The organism is Citrobacter sp. wls829 (assembly GCF_005280825.1).
In the GTDB taxonomy this organism is placed as follows: Bacteria; Pseudomonadota; Gammaproteobacteria; order Enterobacterales; family Enterobacteriaceae; genus Citrobacter; species Citrobacter gillenii.
The window spans coordinates 21,128-38,401 of the sequence record NZ_SZWP01000055.1 but is presented as its reverse complement, the minus strand read 5'-3'; the positions used below and the strand labels follow the sequence as shown (position 1 = coordinate 38,401).

Below are 17,274 nucleotides of genomic sequence, written 5' to 3'. Positions count from 1 at the left end.
CTGACGGCGCTGTCATCGGGTTATTTAATTTGTTATTCAATCAGCTTCAACAGCGGTGACAGGCACAGCAACATTCCGTACAGCAGGATAAGCCAGGTTTTTACCCCGCGCAGTTTTTCCAGCTGTGTGACTTTATAAATCAGGAAGAACGGAATAATGCACGAGACGATACCGTAAAGCGGGCTACCCAACTGGAAGAACACCAGTACTGATACGCGGAACGACACCCAAATCACCAGCGTGGTGACGATAAAGGCGCAAATCCCCAGCGTCAGAACCAATGGATTAATTTTCTCAATGTCGATAACACGACCCAGTACGTTAAGAATAATACCCTTCATAGCCTCATGGAATCCCAGATAAATACCGAAGAATGCTGTCAGTACGGCAAAAATATTCAACACCGTGGAGGTGATGTGAATAATTTGTCCTGGGATAACTTGAGCCGCCAGCGCCAGTGCGGAAATATTTTGTTCGAAGGCTGAGACCGCTTCTTCATGGCTAATAGAGAAGGTAAAGGAAAATGAGAAGAACAGAATGACTGCAATCAATGTAATATAACTGATGCGGTGGGTACGAATGACCATGCGCGTAGCCAACACCCGGTCTGACACCCGTTTGCGGTAGGCAATATTCATGGGGTTCAGCACCTGAATAAACACCGCCGAGAAGAAACAGAACGGGATGGTTAACAGGACATCGCGGAAGAAGACGCCTGCCTCAGGGAATGCGCTGATATTATTAAAGTTCCAGTGCGGGACCATCGCAAAGCCAAACACAATGATGATGCCAACTTTTACCACCACCATCGGGCCGGAGATTTTGAACAGCAGCTTTTCTCCGCCGGAAGCAATGGCAACCAGCACCGCAAAAATCGCGACTTTGTAGATAATTGACTGCGAAAGATCGGCATCGGTGAGTCCGAAGGTTTTGATATAGGACGCACTGTCAAAAACAACCGATAATGAATAAATAAAGATGCCGTGGATAATCATCAGAAAATAGATGACGCCAAGAAATACGCCCCAGTTCTTACCTAAATAATGACTAATAATATCGGTGTAGTCATTACAGGTTTCACTTTCAGAGAGCGTTTTTAAATAAATATCCTGCACAATATAGGTGGCGGGATAAGCAATAATAAAGGCGACAATAAATACCCAAATACCGGTTAAACCAATTTGTACCGGCATCAGCACCGTTCCGGCGCCAATTGCCATGCCGATACAGAGTAATACCCAACCAAAATCGTATTTTGTAAAAGGTAGCTTTGTTGAGAAGGATGCGGCGGTTGCTGTAGTGTTGCTTAATTGTAATGTGTTGTCCTGCATAGAACCCCCTGCCGAAAATACACGCTCTCCCCCCGAAAAGGAATTACGTGTATAGCCAGGCTGTTGTGCCTTGATTCTCAACGGCCTGAACCGATCTGCATCGGTTCAGGCCGTAATAGTCAGAATGTTGCCTTTCTGATGGCGTGTTCAAGGTCGTTAATAATATCTTCTGGATCTTCAAGACCAACAGAAAGACGGATAAGTCCGTCGGTAATACCTGCTTTAAGCCGTTCCTCTGGCGCAACGGGCGAATGTGTCATAGACGCTGGGTGCTGAATGAGGGTTTCGGTGTCACCGAGACTGACCGCGAGGAGGCACAATTCTACAGAATTGATCATCCGTCTGCCAGCCTCGAGGCCGCCGGCGATTTCGAAGCTGATAATTCCTCCCGGCAGGCTCATCTGACGTTTACCCAGCTCATACTGCGGATGTGAAGGCAAGCCAGGGTAATACACGCGGGTAATGGCCGGATGCCCTTCCAGGAAGCGGGCAATTTTTAACGCGTTTTCACAATGGCGCTCCATTCGGATGCCCAGCGTTTTCACGCCGCGCAGCGTCAGCCAGGCGTTAAACGGACTCATGCAGCCGCCGGTGATATCTTTCAGCCCGACGAATCGTGCCTGGTCGATAAATTCCTGCTTGCCAACAATCACACCGCCAATCACGTCCCCGTGGCCGTTGATGTACTTGGTCACGCTGTGCACCACGATGTCGGCACCTAACAGCAGAGGTTGCTGGCAGTAGGGTGACATAAAGGTGTTATCCACGACCAGCAATGCGCCTTGCTGATGGGCGATCCCGGCGACCGTTTCAATATCAACCAGCGAGAGCGTTGGGTTTGCTGGTGTTTCGATATACACCACTTTGGTTTCCGGGCGCATGGCCGCGCGGATTTCTTCCGGCTTGGCGGCGTCGACGAAGCTGACGTTAATGCCGAACTTCGGCAGGCTGTGTGACAGAAAAGCGTGAGTGCAGCCGTAAATGGCACTGGCGGAAACGATATGGTCGCCCTGCTGGCACAGGGTCAGCAACGAGGTGGTGATGGCTGAAATACCGGATGCAGTTGCCAGCGCGGCATCGCCTCTTTCCAGCACAGCCAGCTTTTTCTCCAGCGCGTCGGTGGTGGGGTTTCCAAGGCGCGTATAGATGTAGCCGGGTTCTTCAAGCGCAAAGCGGGCGGCGCCCTGTTCGGCACTGTCAAAAACGAAGGTTGACGTCTGGAAAATAGGCGTACTGAGCGCGCCAGTGGAAGGGTCGGGTTGTTGGCCCGCATGAACGATCTGGGTATTGAATCCGTAAGCACGACAGTCAGACATGATATCTCCTTTGATTCGGAACAGAACAGCTCACAGTCAAATAGCAATCGCTGTGCCAGAACATGAATTTATAGATATCAATGTGTTAGTAATTTAATCATTTGAGATGCCGTCAGGAAAGTTGCCAGCTGGCAAATAACTTTCCAGTTACGGCGAGATAAACGTGAATGCGAGGCTTCACGCAGACGGGGTACTGGCGAAGTGGTTGGGGTGATGTGTTACCGCAGAATCATCGATAAGCCGGGCTTGTCCGGTGAGGCGTAATCTTGCGGCCTTTTTCGCCTTTCTGTCGGTAAACTTCCACGCCAGGCGTCAAACCTGCGGCGAAAATACACGATGGGAACTTTTCAGATAGCGCCTCTCTTAATAACGCTATGATCGGGTATACTCTGACGGCAGTTTTATTTATCCATGGAGAGTCAGTTTGCGTGTCAGTCGCTCGTTAACAATTAAGCAGATGGCGATGGTTGCGGCCGTAGTCATGGTGTTTGTTTTTATTTTTTGCACCGTTTTGCTGTTTCATTTGGTACAGCAGAACCGCTATAACACGGCTACGCAACTGGAAAGTATCGCCCGCTCTGTACGTGAGCCCCTGTCGGCCACCATTCTGAAAGGGGATATCCCCGAAGCGGAGACGATTTTACGGCGAATTCAGCCCGCGGGCGTGGTTAGCCGCGCCGATGTGGTACTGCCGAATCAGTTTCAGGCTTTGCGGATGAGCTTTATTCCCGAACGTTCGGTCCCGGTAACGGTGACGCGTCTGTTCGAACTGCCGGTGCAGATCTCGCTGCCGGTCTATTCTCTGGAGCGTTCTGCCAACCCACAGCCGCTGGCCTATTTGGTGCTGCAGGCAGATTCGTACCGTATGTACAAATTCGTGATGAGCACGCTCTCAACGTTAGTGACCATTTACTTACTTTTATCCCTGGTCCTGACGGTGGCGATCTCCTGGTGTATTAACCGCTTGATTGTGCATCCGTTACGTAAAATAGCCCGAGAACTGAATGAGATCCCTCAGCAGGCGTTAATGGGCTACCAACTGGCGTTGCCGCGCCTGCATCAGGATGATGAGATTGGCATGCTGGTGCGCAGCTACAACCTGAACCAGCAGTTGGTACAGCGCCGCAGCGAAGAGTTGAGCGACTATTCGATGCGTTTTCCGGTCTCCGAACTGCCCAACAAAACGTTTTTAATGGGACTGCTGGAGCAGGTTGTATCCCGTAAGCAGACCACAGCACTGATGATTGTCACCTGCGAAACGTTGCGGGATACCGCAGGCGTGCTGAGCGAAACTCAGCGGGAAATCCTGCTGCTGACGGTTGTCGAAAAACTCAAGTCGGTACTGGCGCCCAGAATGGTGCTTACCCAGGTCAGTGGCTACGATTTTGCCATTATTGCGCATGGTGTGAAGGAACCCTGGCATGCCATCACATTAGGTCAGCAAGTACTCACTATCATTAATGAGCGTTTGCCTATCCACGGCATCCAACTGCGCCCCAACTGCAATATTGGGGTCGCGATGTTTTATGGCGACTTAACCGCAGAGCAGCTTTACAGCCGTGCGCTCTCTGCGGCACTCACCTCACGCCGGAAGGGTAAAAACCAGATTCAGTTCTTTGACCCGCAGCAAATGGAAGAAGCTCAGCAGCGTTTGACGGAAGAGAACGACATTCTTACCGCGCTGGACAACCAGCACTTTGCGCTGTGGATGCAGCCGCAGGTAGAAATTGCCAGCGGCAAAATACTGAGTGCGGAAGCGCTGTTACGGATGCAGCAGCCGGATGGAAGCTGGGAACTGCCGGAAGGGTTAATCGACAGGATTGAATCCTGTGGTCTGATGGTAACTGTCGGGTACTGGGTGCTGGAAGAGTCCTGCCGCCAGCTTGCTGCCTGGCAGGAGCGCGGTTTGATGCTTCCACTATCGGTCAATCTTTCTGCACTGCAGTTAATGCACCCGAATATGGTGTCAGACCTGCTGGAACTACTAAACCGGTATCGTGTGAAGCCCGGCACGCTGATTCTCGAAGTGACCGAAAGCCGACATATCGATGATCCCAACGCGGCCGTTGCCATTTTGCGCCCGCTGCGTAATGCAGGTGTGCGTATCGCGTTGGATGACTTTGGTATGGGCTACGCCGGTTTACGCCAGCTACAGCATATGAAGTCGCTGCCGGTGGATGTGCTCAAAATCGATAAGATGTTTGTCGACGGCGTGCCTGAGGATTGCAGCATGATCACGGCGATTATTCAGCTGGCGCACAGCCTCGATTTACAGATGATTGCCGAAGGTGTCGAAACCGAAGCCCAACGCGCGTGGTTAGAGCAGGCGGGTGTGGAAGTGGCGCAGGGATTCTTATTTGCCCGTCCAGTTCCGGCAGATATCTTCGAAGAACGTTATTTAACGCAGTAATGGGCTGATTACAAAACTTAAAAAAGGGTGCGCTTGTGCGAGTCAGCTCAAAATTTTTAACATTTTTGTATCAATTATGATCTTTGTACATTTCTGTCATGTTGTGTGGGTGTTACTTTAGGGCCGCAGGTTAAATAAAACCTTACAAGACCTGTGGTTTTTACTTTAAGGACACCCTATGAAAACCTCAATATTCAAAAGCCTTTACTTTCAGGTCCTGACAGCGATTGCCATCGGTATTCTCCTTGGCCATTACTACCCTGAATTGGGCGCCCAAATGAAACCGCTTGGCGACGCGTTCGTTAAGCTCATTAAGATGGTCATCGCTCCCGTCATCTTCTGTACTGTCGTTACCGGCATTGCAGGCATGGAAAGTATGAAAGCAGTTGGCCGCACGGGTGCGGTTGCACTGCTTTATTTTGAAGTAGTCAGTACGATTGCGCTGATCATCGGTCTTATCATTGTCAACGTGGTGCAACCCGGTGCCGGGATGAACGTTGATCCGGCCACGCTGGATGCCAAAGCTGTCGCGATTTACGCTGAGCAGGCAAAAGACCAGGGGATTGTGGGCTTCCTGATGGATATTATCCCAGGTAGCGTCATTGGCGCGTTCGCCAGCGGCAACATCCTGCAGGTATTGCTGTTCGCGGTGATGTTTGGTTTCGCGCTGCACCGTCTGGGCAGCAAAGGCCAAATGATTTTCAACGTGATTGAAAGCTTCTCGCAGGTCATTTTCGGCATCATCAATATGATCATGCGCCTGGCGCCAATCGGTGCTTTCGGGGCCATGGCCTTTACCATCGGTAAATATGGCGTCGGTACGCTGGTACAGCTGGGGCAGTTGATTATCTGCTTCTACATCACCTGTATTCTGTTTGTGGTGGTGGTGCTGGGGTCTATTGCTCGTGCAACCGGCTTTAGCATCTTCAAGTTCATCCGCTATATCCGTGAAGAATTGCTGATCGTTCTGGGGACATCATCTTCCGAGTCCGCGCTGCCGCGTATGCTTGATAAGATGGAAAAACTGGGCTGTCGGAAGTCGGTGGTCGGGCTGGTTATCCCTACCGGTTATTCGTTTAACCTTGATGGGACCTCGATCTATCTGACGATGGCGGCGGTGTTTATCGCTCAGGCCACGAACAGTCATATGGATATCTTCCATCAGATAACCTTGTTGGTGGTGCTGCTGCTCTCCTCGAAAGGGGCTGCGGGTGTCACCGGAAGTGGCTTCATTGTCCTGGCGGCGACGATCTCCGCTGTGGGCCATTTACCGATTGCCGGTCTGGCGTTGATTCTCGGTATTGACCGCTTTATGTCTGAAGCCCGTGCGCTGACCAACCTGATTGGTAACGGTGTGGCCACGGTCGTTGTGGCTAAGTGGGTGAAAGAATTGGATACCAAAAAGCTGGATGACACGCTGAATAACCGTGCGCAGGATGGCAAAACGCACGATTTATCCTCTTAATCTCGTCACTTCTGCCCGTAGTCCCTTGTAGGGCTACGGGCTCCTGCGCATAATTACCCCCTGTACCTGAAGCCGTCGATCCGATGGCTTCGGGATTTTTTCACTTCTTCCGTGACATTTTTATGTTTTCGCGGTCTAACACGAAGTGTTTTAACGTCATATTCAGAGAGTCCTGTTCAGGGCTGTCTTTTTATTACCAGGATTGTTGATCAGGGGTTCACATGCAGGGCACAAAAATTCGACTTTTAGCGGGCAGCTTGCTGATGATGGCCTCTGCCGGCTATGTGCAGGCAGATGCGCTCCAGCCTGACCCGGCGTGGCAACAGGGTACGCTGGCAAACGGTTTACAGTGGCAAGTATTAGCCACCCCCCAGCGCCCCAGCGACCGTATCGAGGTTCGCCTGCTGGTTAATACCGGTTCACTCACCGAAAATACACAACAGAGTGGTTTCAGCCATGCGATCCCGCGTATCGCGCTGACGCAAAGCGGTGGCCTTGATGCCACGCAAGCCCGTTCACTGTGGCAGCAGGGGTTCGATCCCAAGCGTCCAATGCCGCCTGTTATCGTTTCCTATGATTCCACACTGTATAACCTCAGCTTGCCCAACAGCCGTAACGACCTGCTGAAAGAGTCGCTCTCTTATCTGGCGACTATCTCCGGCAAACTGACCATCACGCCAGAAACCATCAACCATGCGCTGAGTAGCGAAGATATGGTGACAACCTGGCCGGTGGACACCAAAGAAGGCTGGTGGCGCTACCGACTGAAAGGATCAACGCTGCTGGGACACGATCCTGCCGATCCGCTGAAAACCCCGGTCGATGCTGAGAAAATCCAGTCGTTCTACCAGAAATGGTATACCCCGGATGCCATGACGCTGATTATCGTCGGCAACGTTGACGCACGTAACGTGGCAGAGCAAATCAACAAAACCTTCGGCGAATTAAAAGGTAAACGTGAGACTCCGGCACCGGTGCCGACACTTTCTCCGCTACGCGCTGAAGCGGTGAGCATTATGACCGATGCGGTACGCCAGGATCGCCTCTCAATCATGTGGGATACGCCGTGGCAACCGATTCGTGAATCTGCCGCGCTGTTGCGCTACTGGCGTGCTGATTTAGCCCGTGAAGCGCTGTTCTGGCACATTCAGCAGACGCTTACTAAAAACAATGCGAAAGATATCGGCCTCGGCTTTGACTGTCGGGTGTTGTTCCTGCGTGCGCAGTGCGCCATTAACGTTGAGTCACCGAATGATAAGCTGAATGCGAATCTGGGTACGGTGGCGCGTGAGTTGGCGAAAGTGCGTGATAAGGGGCTGCCGGAAGATGAATTTAACGCGCTGGTGGCACAAAAAAATCTGGAACTGCAGAAGCTGTTTGCCACCTATGGCCGAACCGATACCGATATCTTAATCAGCCAGCGCCTGCGCTCGCTGCAAAATCAGGTGGTGGATATTGCGCCGGAACAATACCAGCGTTTACGCCAGAACTTCCTCAATGGCCTGACCGTAGAAATGTTGAATCAGGACCTGCGCCAGCAACTGTCGCAAGAAATGGCACTCATTCTGCTGCAGCCGAAGGGTGAGCCGGAATTCAATATGAAGGATCTGCAGGCAACGTGGGATGCCATCATGGCGCCGGTGGCCGCTGCGGCAGCGTCGGTTGAAACCGATGAGTCGCATCCTGAAGTGACGGATATTCCGTCAGTACAGTAGAGGGTATCGTAACCTGTAGGCCGGGCAAGCGAAGCGCCCCCGGCGTACCCAATGCCGGATGCGGCGTTAACGCCTTATCCGGCCTACAAGAACAATAAGTTACTGCGGCATTGCGTCGCGGGGAATAATCGCCCCGCGATGCTGAATCACCGTGCTGGCCGTCAGATGACCGCGTTTGGCGGCTTCTGCGGCATCACCACCGGTTAAGCGTACGGCCAGATACCCGGCGCTGAACGAGTCGCCCGCGGCAGTGGTATCAATCACTTTCTCTTTCGGCAGTTTTACCGCCGGTACATCAATGAGCTCTTCGCCATTGATAGACACCAGGCACGAGTCTGCGCCGCGTTTCACCACTACTTCTTGCACACCGGCCGCGTGGGTACGGGCAATGACCTCAGCAACGGGTTTTTCACCCCACAGCGCGTCTTCATCATCCAGCGTCAGGAACGCGATATTGGTGCACTCCAGCATCTGCTGATACACCTGCTGCGTCTCTTCTTTACTGCTCCACAAGCGCGGGCGGTAGTTGTTGTCAAAAATGACTTTTCCGCCGTTGGCGCGGCATTCGCGCAGCAGTGACAGCAGTTTCTCGCGGCTGGTCGGGCTTAAGATCGCCAGGCTTATACCGCTCAGGTAAAGGTAGTCGAACGTCGCCAGCTCTTCGCAAATGGCGGCGGATTGTTCACTCTCCAGCCAGAATTTTGCCGCGGCTTCATTACGCCAGTAATAGAAGGTACGTTCGCCGGTGCTGTCTGTCTCAATGTAATAGAGACCCGGAAGGCGATTGTCCATGCGTTGCGTTAATGAGGTATCGACGTTTTCGCCATGCCAGGATTCCAGCATCTGTTGGCTAAAACTGTCCGTGCCCAGCGCCGTGACATAGTGTACAGAAAGGGCCGCAGAATCGACCTGACGGGCGATATAAACGGATGTATTCAACGTGTCGCCACCGAAACCGCGCTGAACGTCTGCGCCTTTCTGTGACAGTTCAATCATGCATTCGCCAATCACGGCAATCTTGCTGGACATAGTCGTAACCTGCTCTGAAAAAAATTAACGGTAGTGTGCGCTGTGGGTGTTAAGTGGTCAACTATATTAAAACATCGTTCCATTAATTTTTTGAGCCAACGCGTATTCTGCGCAATTTTTTGCTGCCTGGTTTTTATTTTGCGATGTGCTGAACGTAAAGTTCTGCGCCCGAGCGCCGATAACCTTTGACGAGTCCGGTCAGTCACACTCTTATTTACAGGACATCTCAGATGATAAAGCAGGTTACCCAGCAGCTAATTACGCCTGATGCGAGTATCGAGAGCTTGCTGGAGAGACGCTATTGGCTGCAGTGCGAGCGTGCTTACACCTACCAGCCGATTTACCAGACCAATGGGCGGCTGATGGCCGTTGAACTGCTGACAGTAGTGAGCCATCCTGACAATCCTGCCCAGCGTCTTGCGCCGGACCGCTATTTTGCCGAAATAGCCGTACGTCATCGTATTGACGTGGTGAAAGAGCAGCTTCTGCAACTCCAACTGAAAAGCGACTTTTTCAGAGCCCACGACCTGCTGGCGTCGGTGAACGTCGATGGCCCGACGCTGCTGGCGATGCGCCAGGATCCCGACATACTGAAAATCATTGAATGCCTGCCGTGGCTGCGCTTTGAACTGGTGGAGCATATTCGTTTACCGAAGGGAGCGTCATTTGCCTCAATGTGCGAGTTTGGTCCGCTTTGGCTGGATGACTTTGGCACCGGGATGGCGAATTTCTCCGCTCTGAGCGAAGTCAGCTATGACTACATTAAGGTAGCGCGGGATCTGTTTATTATGCTGCGCCAGACGCCGGAAGGCCGCAACCTGTTCACACTGCTGCTGCAGTTGATGAACCGTTATTGCCGCGGCGTGATTGTTGAAGGTGTGGAAACACTGGAAGAGTGGCGCGACGTGCAAAACTCACCGGCGTTCGCTGCGCAGGGCTACTTTCTCTCGCGTCCGGTTCCCCTGAATACCCTTGAAGAGGTGATATTGTCGCTGTGATGTTGGCGTCATCGGCCTCCTTTTAACCCTGCTGGACTATCTTTAGAACAGGCAAGGAAGAAAGTGAGGAGGTAAAAGATGACGAAAGCAGGCAAAATAACCACAGCAGTATCAGGGGTTTTCTTGTTGTTGATCGTCGTACTCATCATCGTGATTGCGACATTTGACTGGAACCGGCTCAAACCGACCATCAACCAGAAAGTCTCTACTGAGCTCAACCGACCGTTCGCGATACGCGGTGATTTGGGTGTCGTCTGGGAACGCCAGAAGCAGGAAACCGGCTGGCGAAGCTGGGTTCCGTGGCCGCACATTCATGCGGAGGATATTATCCTCGGCAACCCGCCGGATATCCCTGACATCACCATGGTGCATCTCCCGCGCGTTGAAGCCACGCTCGCGCCGCTGGCGTTGCTGACCAAAACCGTCTGGCTACCGTGGATTAAGCTGGTGAAACCGGACGCGCGGCTTATTCGCCTGTCGGAGAAAAACAACAACTGGACCTTTACCCTCGCGGGGAGTGAAAACCCCGATCCCAACACCCCGCCTTCAGCCTGGTCATTTCGACTCGATAATATTTTGTTCGATCAAGGACGTATCGCCATCAACGATAAGATCACCCAATCGGAGATTGAGATCGTCGTTGATCCGCTGGGCAAGCCGTTGCCCTTTAGCGAAGTGACGGGAACGAAAAGCACAGAAAAGCGTGCCAACGTTGGCGATTACGTTTTCGGCCTGAAGGCACAAGGGCGGTATCGCGGTGAACCGCTAACCGGCAGTGGAAAAATCGGTGGAATGCTGGCGTTACGCGGCGAAGGCACACCGTTCCCGGTGCAGGCCGATTTCCGTTCAGCTAATACGCGGGTGGCCTTTGTCGGTGCGGTAAATGACCCGATGAATATGGGCGGCGTCGATCTTCAGTTGAAATTCTCCGGTGATTCGCTCGGGGATTTGTACGATTTGACCGGCGTTCTGCTGCCGGATACTCCCCCCTTTGAAACTGACGGGCGGCTGGTGGCCAAAATAGGCAGCGAGAAATCTGCCGTATTTAGTTATCGCGACTTTAATGGCCGCATCGGCGACAGCGATATTCACGGCACGCTGGCTTACACCACCGGTCAGCCGCGCCCGAAACTGGAAGGCGACGTTGAGTCGCGCCAGCTGCGGCTGGCGGATTTAGGGCCGCTGATTGGCGTGGATTCCGGTAAAGGTGCACAACGCGCCAAACAATCTGAACAGCGTAAAGGCGAGAAGAGCGTTCAGCCCGCGGATAAAGTCTTGCCGTACGACCGTTTCGAAACCGATAAATGGAACGTGATGGATGCCGATGTGCGCTTCAAGGGACGGCGTATTGAGCACGGCAGCAGCCTGCCGGTAAGCGATCTCTCCGCCCATATCATCCTGAACAATGCCGACCTGCAACTGCAGCCGCTGAAATTTGGTCTGGCGGGAGGCAGCATCGTCTCTCGCATTCATCTGGAAGGGGATAAAAAGCCGATGCAGGGCCGGGCGACTATTCAGGCGCGTCGTCTGAAGCTGAAAGAGCTGATGCCGGATGTAGAACTGATGCAGAAAACGCTCGGTGAAATGAACGGTGATGCCGAATTTCGCGGGAGCGGGAATTCGGTGGCTGCGCTGCTCGGAAACAGTAATGGCAACCTGAAGTTGTTGATGAACGACGGGTTGATCAGTCGAAACCTGATGGAAATAGTGGGGCTGAATTTGGGCAACTATATCGTCGGACAGATATTTGGTGATGACGAAGTGCGAGTGAACTGTGCGGCGGCGAATCTGGATATCGTCAATGGCGTTGCGCGCCCGCAAATTTTTGCTTTTGATACCGAAAATGCGGTTATCAATGTTACGGGAACAGCGAGTTTTGCCTCTGAACAGCTGGATTTAACCGTCGATCCGGAGAGTAAAGGCATTCGTATTATTACGCTGCGCTCACCGCTGTATGTTCGCGGGACATTCAAAAATCCGCAGGCCGGAGTGAAAGCAGGGCCGCTGATTGCGCGTGGGGCCGTCGCCGCGGCACTGGCAACGCTCGTCACACCGGCTGCCGCCCTGCTGGCACTGATCTCACCGTCAGAAGGTGAGGCTAATCAGTGCCGGACGATTTTGTCGCAAATGAAGAAGTGATGTCTGGCCGGATGTTTACCCGGCCTGGATTTCATGCTCAACGTAGGCCGGATGAGGTGGTTACACCGCCATCCGGCAAAAGAATCACAACGACTGATGACGCGTCTCGTGGATTAACAGCAGCGCGATCAGCGTTAATGCGGCCATCGATGCCAGATAAATCCCGACGGCCGGCAAACCATAGTTACCTTGCAACCATGCCGCGATGTAGGGGGCCACGGACGCGCCGAGAATCGATGAAACGTTATACGAGAACGACGCGCCCGTGTAGCGCACCTCGGTCGGGAACAGCTCCGGCAGCAGCGCGCCCATCGGGCCGAATGTCAGCCCCATCAGGCTCAGCCCCAGCAGCAGGAAGACAAAGACCAGCGCCGGATTGCCAGAACCCAGCAGCGGTTTAAAGGCGAACAGGGCGAACAGAATGATAAGCGTGGTGATGATGAGCATGCTCTTGCGACGACCAAACGCGTCGGCCAGCAGTCCGGCAACCGGGACCATCACGCCAAAGCCAATCACCGCCATCATCAGCATCCACAGGACTTCATTACGCGGTAAACCAAGGCCCACAGGGGCGGCGGCGGTACTGAAGGTCATTGAGTAAACGGTCATGATATAGAACAGCGTATAGGTCGCCAGCATGATAAACGTGCCGAGGATCGTGACGCGAACATGTTTTGTCAGCAGGGTTCCCAGCGGGATCTTGACCTGCTTTTTCGCTGCCGCGACTTTGGCGAACACCGGGGATTCATGCAGTGAGACGCGAACGTACAGACCGATAATCACCAGTACCGCAGAGGCTATAAACGGTACACGCCAGCCCCAGCTCATAAACTGCTCATCGGTCAGCAGCCAGGAGAGCAGCAGAAACGTGCCGTTGGCAAAGAAGAAGCCGATCGGTGCGCCCAACTGCGGGAAGGACCCATAGAGCGCCCGTTTGCGCGGTGGGGCATTTTCTGTGGCCAGCAATGCAGCACCGCCCCATTCACCGCCAAGACCCAATCCCTGACCAAAACGCGCCAGTGCCAGCAGGATCGGGGCGAAAATCCCAATCGACGCATAACCCGGCAACAAGCCGATAATCACCGTCGAAATCCCCATGGTCAGCAGCGAAGCAACCAGCGTGACCTTACGCCCGACGCGGTCGCCGAAATGTCCGAACACCGCCGAGCCGATCGGCCGCGCCACAAAGGCGATAGCAAAGGTGGCGAGAGACTGCAGCGTGGCCGCCGCCGGGTCGCCCTGCGGGAAGAAGATATGGGGGAAAACGATCACCGCAGCGGTCGCGTAAATATAGAAGTCGAAGAACTCAATGGCGGTACCGATGAGTGAGGCGACGACGACTTTATTGCGCGAATTGACCGGGGTGTGTTCCTGTTCGTTGTCGAGCGTTGTGGCGGTTGCTTGCATATTATTTTCTTATTTTTTGTCGAACGAACGGTCATATTACGCACAGCAAAAGAGACATTTCAATCTGTAACAATCGTTGCGCTTGGTCAAAAATCGGGCAAAAAGGGGATAATGTTTAGGCCGAAGATTTCGCTTCTATGAAATGCTTCACATAATTTAAAACTTGGATGATAAAACTGGTTTTTGGTTAAATAAAAGTTACGGGTTGGATTTATTCACTGAATCAGTGAGAGCGGGCGGCATTATAATTGCCGGATGGCGCTACGCTTATCCGGCCTACAAAACTCACCAGTAGGGCAGATAAGCGTAGCGCCATCCGGCAGTTAACGAAGATTAGCGGTGTGTTTTCCCCGGCATCCGCGGGTCGTCTTTGTATTCCGCGGTGGCTATCCAGGCGGCGCAGAACAGGGTCAAACGGGCGAAGAAGTAGAAGAAAGCCATTAGACCTAATACCGAGCCAAACGCCGCGCCTGACGGGGATTGCACCAGCGACGGCAGCGTGTAAGTCATAATAATTTTGATTGCTTCAAAGCCAAAGGCCGCAATAAAGGTACCGCGAATGAGTGCCTTCTTACGTGGGCGATGACGCGGGAGTCGCCAGAAAATCCAGAAGAACAACAGATAGTTGGCGAAAATAGAGATCGCCAGGCCGATCAGTCGCCAGGCGGGTTTCAGCCAGTCAATACCATCGAGGTACAGGGCCGAGATTATCATCTGCTGGGCGGAACCGGCGATGGAGGTAATTGACAGGGTGACAATCAGCGCAATCAGTAATCCAATCAGCGAGACAAAATCGCGCAGATATTTGACCCAGATTTTCTCCTGATCCTGCGGCGTGCGTTCCCAGACATCACGCGACTGGGCGCGAATGGCCTCGCGCAGGTTTCCCATCCAGTTAACCCCGGAGTAAAGGGCGATACCCAGCCCGACCAGCCCGACGGTGGTACGTTGCTGAACGGCGGTATTGATGGTGTTTTTCAGCGTGGATGCCAGCGTCGGATCGCTGACGTTGGCCAGGATTTTACTGAAGATATCCTGCAATAACGTGGGGTGCGATGCGAGAATAAAACCGGCGGCAGCGAACGATACCATCAGGATAGGGATCATCGACAGGAACGAGAAATAGGTGATTGCCGCGCCAAACTGGTTTCCCATCCGGTCATTAAAACGTTCTGCGGCGCGGATAAGGTGGGCGATCATGGGCTGGCGTTGAACGCGTTCCGCCAGAGTCAGGGCTGTTTTCAGCGCCTGATGGGTCTTATTGTTGGTTTCTGTCTGGTCACGCTCTGGGGTGTCAATTTTGGCGATCGGCGCGTGCTCAAGTTCCTGAATGGGGCGTTTTACGTCTTTTTCCTGCGTCATCAGGGCGGTAGTCCTTATTCTGTGCATTCACAGGACAGTATAGCGCGTCAGTCCACATAGTCTTTCATCACGCCGGTCAGCCATTCCATAAACAGGTGGACCCGGCGGGAGAGATTACGGCGATGTGGATACAGCAGAGAAACCGGCATCGGTTCGGCGCGATACTGCGGTAAGACTTCAACCAGCGTACCGGCGCGCAATGCCTCACGTACACCCACGCGTGGGACCTGAATGATGCCCAACCCGGCAAGACAGGCCGCATGATAGGTTTCGGTACTGTTCACCGTCAGCATGCCGCCGGTTTTTATCCAGCGGGGCCCGTTGTCGGTCGCTATTTCAAAGCCCTGAGAACGGGTACCCAGATTTACCGCGTAATGCACCACCGCATGCGAGGCCAAATCGTCCAGACTTTCGGGATAACCAAAACGGGCCAGATACTGTGGGCTGGCGCAGTTAATCTGCGTCAATTTCCCCAGCGGGCGGGCAATCAGCCCTGAATCTTTCAGCGCACCCACGCGCACCACGCAGTCGAAACCCTCACGGATTAAATCCACCAGACGGTCGCTGCTGCTGAGTTCTAGCTCAAGTCCTGGATACTGATGCAAAAAGGCAGGCAGGCGGGGCATCACCAGATTTCTGGCCACGCCAACCGGCATATCGACCCGCAGTTTACCGCTGATGCTGGTGGGATCGTGATGAAAAAGTCCGTCCAGCTCATCCAGATTGCTCAACAGATCTTTCGCACGTTCGTAATAGATCATCCCGTCCTGGGTCAGTTGAACGCGGCGGGTGGTGCGATGCAGCAACTGGGTACCCAGATGATTTTCCAGCGCCTGGATTTGTCGCGATACGCTTCCCTTAGGCAGTCCGAGGGTGTCGGCCGCACGCGAAAAACTCTCCAGTTCTGCGACGCGGAGGAACAACTGCATTGCGTGAATTTTATCCATCTCTCTGCCCTATTGTTGTTCCCAAGGAAACAGTAATGCGCAATTCGACATATTTATTGTTTTTCTAACACCTAATAAGCTTTATCTCAATCTTCACAACGCCTGAAATGAGGTTTCTTATGACGCAACGTATTGTATTGGTGACCGGCGGCGGTCGTGGACTGGGGAAAAACGCGGCGCTTAAGCTGGCGAGTAAAGGAATGGGCATCATTCTGACGTGGAACAGCAATGAAAAAGAAGCTCAACAGGTGGTGGATGATATTCGCCAACTTGGCGGAAAAGCAGCAGCATTGCCGCTGAATGTCGGCGATATTTCAACGTTTCCGCGCTTTGTTGAACAAATGCAGGAGACGCTGCAAACCCAGTGGCAATGTACGAGGTTTGATTATTTATTGAACAACGCCGGGATCGGCATAACTGCGCCGTATTCTGCCTTCACCGAAGCGCAGTTTGACCAGCTTTTGAACATCCAGTTTAAAGGGCCTTTTTTCCTGACGCAGAGCCTGTTGCCGCTGATAAACCAAGGGGGAAGGATCCTCAATGTGTCGACCGGGCTGTCGCGTTTTGCCCTGCCAGGCTACAGCGCCTATGCCGCCATGAAAGGCGCGATGGAAGTGCTGACCCGCTATCAGGCAAAAGAGTTGGGGGAGCGCGGTATTACGGCGAACATTATTGCGCCCGGCGCGATTGAAACCGATTTTGGCGGCGGGAACGTGCGGGACAATGCGCAGCTGAATGCATATATTGCCTCGCAAACCGCATTGGGACGTGTCGGGCTGCCGGATGATATTGGTGATGCCATCGCTGCGTTGCTTAGTGATGACCTGGCGTGGATGACCGCGCAGCGCATTGAGGTCTCTGGCGGGATGTTCCTGTAAACCCGTCCCGTGCTTATTCGGTCACTGACTCTGATTAAATAAGCACTTCATGCTACATTATTTTTTGTAACATATTTCCCTGACATGCCATGTTCCTTATTTTTGGTGAAAAACATAGACTCTGATTAATTAATATTACTTGGCGAGAGGTATGCGCTAATAATAAGGAATTCCTTAATTCAGAGTCTTTTTATGACCTCTTTATGTAATCCTTTTGTTTGAGCTGTAACTATTCATAACTTCTGCTTCTCTCTTCTTCTTTCATCGGTAGAATGGC

The 17,274-nt window shown here is 52.9% G+C and carries 12 protein-coding genes; 6 read left to right on the top strand and 6 right to left on the bottom strand.

From position 1 onward, the window contains the following. Window positions 1-32: 32 nt before the first annotated feature. On the bottom strand, window positions 33-1,331 hold the full coding sequence (locus tag FDW88_RS09900; protein ID WP_135911248.1) for an amino acid permease: 1,299 nt from the start codon (window positions 1,329-1,331) through the stop codon (window positions 33-35). A 119-nt stretch (window positions 1,332-1,450) separates the two neighbouring features. After that, window positions 1,451-2,647, bottom strand: a complete 1,197-nt coding sequence (megL, locus tag FDW88_RS09895; RefSeq protein ID WP_096759168.1) for a methionine gamma-lyase — start codon at window positions 2,645-2,647, stop codon at window positions 1,451-1,453. A gap of 424 nt (window positions 2,648-3,071) precedes the next feature. On the opposite strand from megL, the gene hmsP reads away from it, so the two are divergent. From hmsP to FDW88_RS09880, 3 genes are all read left to right on the top strand, one after another. Beyond that, a complete protein-coding gene (gene hmsP, locus FDW88_RS09890; RefSeq protein WP_096759169.1) occupies window positions 3,072-5,057 on the top strand; it encodes a biofilm formation regulator HmsP in 1,986 nt (661 codons plus the stop codon). Window positions 5,058-5,235: 178 nt separating this feature from the next. Further along, on the top strand, window positions 5,236-6,522 hold the full coding sequence (locus FDW88_RS09885) for a dicarboxylate/amino acid:cation symporter (protein ID WP_115257217.1): 1,287 nt from the start codon (window positions 5,236-5,238) through the stop codon (window positions 6,520-6,522). 221 nt (window positions 6,523-6,743) lie between these two features. Beyond that, window positions 6,744-8,237 carry a pitrilysin family protein gene (locus tag FDW88_RS09880; RefSeq protein WP_137362479.1) on the top strand — a complete coding sequence of 498 codons (1,494 nt, stop codon included), beginning with the start codon at window positions 6,744-6,746 and terminating at the stop codon, window positions 8,235-8,237. Between the two features lie 99 nt (window positions 8,238-8,336). On the opposite strand, the gene FDW88_RS09875 is transcribed toward FDW88_RS09880, so the two are convergent. Then, window positions 8,337-9,266: a sugar kinase gene (locus FDW88_RS09875; RefSeq protein WP_096759172.1), complete on the bottom strand. Its 930-nt coding sequence runs from the start codon at window positions 9,264-9,266 to the stop codon at window positions 8,337-8,339. Between the two features lie 230 nt (window positions 9,267-9,496). Here FDW88_RS09875 and pdeH point away from each other — a divergent pair, with 230 nt between their 5' ends. After that, window positions 9,497-10,264: a cyclic-guanylate-specific phosphodiesterase gene (gene pdeH, locus FDW88_RS09870; protein ID WP_096759173.1), complete on the top strand. Its 768-nt coding sequence runs from the start codon at window positions 9,497-9,499 to the stop codon at window positions 10,262-10,264. A 78-nt stretch (window positions 10,265-10,342) separates the two neighbouring features. Further along, on the top strand, window positions 10,343-12,403 hold the full coding sequence (locus tag FDW88_RS09865; RefSeq protein WP_135911249.1) for an AsmA family protein: 2,061 nt from the start codon (window positions 10,343-10,345) through the stop codon (window positions 12,401-12,403). 84 nt (window positions 12,404-12,487) lie between these two features. Here FDW88_RS09865 and FDW88_RS09860 read toward each other — a convergent pair whose 3' ends face one another. From FDW88_RS09860 to FDW88_RS09850, 3 genes are all read right to left on the bottom strand, one after another. Then, window positions 12,488-13,810 carry an MFS transporter gene (locus FDW88_RS09860; protein WP_096759175.1) on the bottom strand — a complete coding sequence of 441 codons (1,323 nt, stop codon included), beginning with the start codon at window positions 13,808-13,810 and terminating at the stop codon, window positions 12,488-12,490. Window positions 13,811-14,143: 333 nt separating this feature from the next. Beyond that, complete coding sequence (gene yhjD / locus FDW88_RS09855; protein ID WP_115257221.1) at window positions 14,144-15,172, bottom strand: inner membrane protein YhjD; 1,029 nt, start codon at window positions 15,170-15,172, stop codon at window positions 14,144-14,146. Window positions 15,173-15,219: 47 nt separating this feature from the next. Next, window positions 15,220-16,119: a LysR family transcriptional regulator gene (locus FDW88_RS09850; RefSeq protein WP_096759177.1), complete on the bottom strand. Its 900-nt coding sequence runs from the start codon at window positions 16,117-16,119 to the stop codon at window positions 15,220-15,222. A 119-nt stretch (window positions 16,120-16,238) separates the two neighbouring features. Here FDW88_RS09850 and FDW88_RS09845 point away from each other — a divergent pair, with 119 nt between their 5' ends. Continuing rightward, window positions 16,239-16,997: an SDR family NAD(P)-dependent oxidoreductase gene (locus tag FDW88_RS09845; RefSeq protein WP_137362478.1), complete on the top strand. Its 759-nt coding sequence runs from the start codon at window positions 16,239-16,241 to the stop codon at window positions 16,995-16,997. Window positions 16,998-17,274 lie beyond the last annotated feature (277 nt).

Excerpts from the sequence above, each read along its gene's own strand:
- FDW88_RS09865 (WP_135911249.1), top strand. The coding sequence starts at position 10,343 with ATGACGAAAGCAGGCAAAATAACCACAGCAGTATCAGGGGTTTTCTTG.
- megL (WP_096759168.1), bottom strand. The coding sequence starts at position 2,647 with ATGTCTGACTGTCGTGCTTACGGATTCAATACCCAGATCGTTCATGCG.
- FDW88_RS09880 (WP_137362479.1), top strand. The coding sequence starts at position 6,744 with ATGCAGGGCACAAAAATTCGACTTTTAGCGGGCAGCTTGCTGATGATG.
- pdeH (WP_096759173.1), top strand. The coding sequence starts at position 9,497 with ATGATAAAGCAGGTTACCCAGCAGCTAATTACGCCTGATGCGAGTATC.
- FDW88_RS09845 (WP_137362478.1), top strand. The coding sequence starts at position 16,239 with ATGACGCAACGTATTGTATTGGTGACCGGCGGCGGTCGTGGACTGGGG.
- FDW88_RS09900 (WP_135911248.1), bottom strand. The coding sequence starts at position 1,331 with ATGCAGGACAACACATTACAATTAAGCAACACTACAGCAACCGCCGCA.
- FDW88_RS09860 (WP_096759175.1), bottom strand. The coding sequence starts at position 13,810 with ATGCAAGCAACCGCCACAACGCTCGACAACGAACAGGAACACACCCCG.
- FDW88_RS09875 (WP_096759172.1), bottom strand. The coding sequence starts at position 9,266 with ATGTCCAGCAAGATTGCCGTGATTGGCGAATGCATGATTGAACTGTCA.
- FDW88_RS09850 (WP_096759177.1), bottom strand. The coding sequence starts at position 16,119 with ATGGATAAAATTCACGCAATGCAGTTGTTCCTCCGCGTCGCAGAACTG.
- yhjD (WP_115257221.1), bottom strand. The coding sequence starts at position 15,172 with ATGACGCAGGAAAAAGACGTAAAACGCCCCATTCAGGAACTTGAGCAC.
- FDW88_RS09885 (WP_115257217.1), top strand. The coding sequence starts at position 5,236 with ATGAAAACCTCAATATTCAAAAGCCTTTACTTTCAGGTCCTGACAGCG.